Genomic DNA, 2,098 nt, shown 5'->3' on the forward strand with positions numbered 1-2,098 from the left:
CACGTCCGCGCTCCCAACAAAACCCTGCATGAGTCAGGGGCAGAAGGCCTTGGTAATAGTGCAAAGGAAAACAGATGACTTATGAGGAACGCGCCCAAATTCTGGCGACAATCAACGGGTGGCACGTTGATCAGGACGGCAATTTCGCCTGCATCCTCGGATGCGACGTGCCAGACGTCGTCACAAACATAGCTCCAACCGACCCGGCAGCATGGGGAATGTTGTGCGAAATGGAAGGCATAGACGTGCCCCATGTCCTTGATTACGCGACCATCGCGATGGCTCACAACATGAACCTTACAGCCGCCAGGCCTCGGGCGGTTCAGTCAGCAATGTAGAGCCCGCGTGGACGGGTACCAGATCAATGGCCTCGTCTGACATCAGTCAATATCCCGTTTTCAAGCAAAAATCCAGATAGCCTGTATTATTCGTTCAGGAAAAATAAAAGTGACGGTCGAACCCACAGACATGCCATCAACATAAGGTCTGTCTGCACATCAATCTTGAGGACTCCCATCCGCTATCGGCGATGCCTGTCCGATAGAACCCGCCAGCCGCATATGCTAAAATTCCTTTGCTGGCGGACGAACCCTGCCTTGTCGATGGTCAATAAAATATGCAGAAGCGCCCCTACACAAATGATTCTATCGACAAACTCGAAGAAATATTCGAAGCCGCCTCCGAGGCGAACAATGTCCAGGGGCTTTTGATCCTCTTCCACGAGCTGCAATTTCGCCGGACAAGCCGGGGCAAAGAGCTGCGCGGCATTGTACAGTCGCAACTCGTAGCACTGGGCGTTGATCCTGCTTCGCAAGACCCCCCATCCACCGCGGCGAGAGCCCAGCGGCAGCCCGGCAAAGGGGTTGAAACTGCCGGCGCGGCTCCCGCCCGCCGACACGGGCCGAAATCGCCCCCACGGCCGCCTACCGACGAGCAGGAGCAGGCCATTCGGCTCTTCTCTACCGGCGGATCGCTGAAGATCAATGCCTACGCCGGCTCGGGTAAAACCTCGACTCTTGAGTTCTTGGCAGCCTCAACCCGCCGGCGAGGCCTCTATCTCGCCTTCAACCGCAGCATCGTCGCAGAGGCAAAGCGCAGGTTTCCCTCCAGTGTCACCTGCACCACGACGCACGGGCTCGCGTTCTCGGCAGTTTCCGCTTGCTATAATGGAAACATCGGAAAGCTCACGCAATCCCTCACGCCGAACCACCTGGTCGAAATCCTGAAGCTGAAAAGCTGGAGCGTCACCCCCACCGTCACCCTTGGCGCACGTTCGCTCGGATACCTCATCCGCGAGACAATCAACAAATTCACGATCAGCGCCGCCCCGGAAATCGAGCCCCGGCATGTCCCGGTCTACGGCGCCATGAACATGCTGCCCGACGCGTCCCTACTGGACGTTCAGCAATTTTGCGTGCAACGGGCCCGGTGCCTGTGGTCCCGGATGATTGACCCGGCCGATCCACTGACACTTGGGCACGACGGATACCTCAAAGTTTGGGCGCTAGGCGCCCCGTCCATCAACGCCGACTATATCCTGCTTGACGAAGCCCAGGACACCAATGCCGTGCTGCTGGGCGTCCTCAAACACCTGGACTTGTAACGATTTTGCGCCGGTCACCTGAGAGCATATCGCTCATTCCAGGAGACCGAAGAGATGATCAAGCACGGAGAAGAGTTTCAGCGTGAAGCGGTGCGGATTGCACTGACCAGCGGACTACCTCGCAAGCGCGTAGCGGCCGATCTTGGCATTGGGCTGTCAACGCTGACCCGCTGGGTGAGTTTACATCGCGGGGAGGGTTTCCCCACCAGCCCCGATGCCGATCTGGCACGCGAGAACGAGCAGCTTCGCCGGGAGAACCGTATCCTCAAGGAGGAGAGGGACATTCTAAAAAACCATCGCGGATCGGTTCCGCCTGTGGGGGAGAAACAGCTCGGCGCCATACTGTGGCGGGAAGGGAGCGGCCGTTGGCTTTTTGGTGGCGTTTGACCCCGTTAGAAAACATGGTCCATGGGCTGTCGCGAGCTTGAGAGTGGTGACTGTACGTCGTCAGAACATTTGGCGCAGATCGCGGCGTAAATTAGCGGAGTGCGGGCC

Annotated in this window: 2 protein-coding genes and 1 pseudogene; all 3 read left to right on the forward strand. The window is 58.0% G+C overall.

The window, feature by feature from the left end; all coding sequences use genetic code 11:
• The first annotated feature begins 74 nt into the window (after positions 1-74).
• Positions 75-338: a hypothetical protein gene (locus IE243_RS22575; protein WP_191321533.1), complete on the forward strand. Its 264-nt coding sequence runs from the start codon at positions 75-77 to the stop codon at positions 336-338.
• Positions 339-616: 278 nt separating this feature from the next.
• Positions 617-1,603, forward strand: a complete 987-nt coding sequence (locus IE243_RS22580; RefSeq protein ID WP_191321534.1) for a DEAD/DEAH box helicase family protein — start codon at positions 617-619, stop codon at positions 1,601-1,603.
• 54 nt (positions 1,604-1,657) lie between these two features.
• Positions 1,658-1,894 (forward strand): annotated as a pseudogene (locus IE243_RS22585) (transposase); the annotation flags it as partial.
• Positions 1,895-2,098: the final 204 nt, after the last annotated feature.

Source organism: Camelimonas fluminis, from assembly GCF_014656355.1.
In the GTDB taxonomy this organism is placed as follows: Bacteria; Pseudomonadota; Alphaproteobacteria; order Rhizobiales; family Beijerinckiaceae; genus Camelimonas; species Camelimonas fluminis.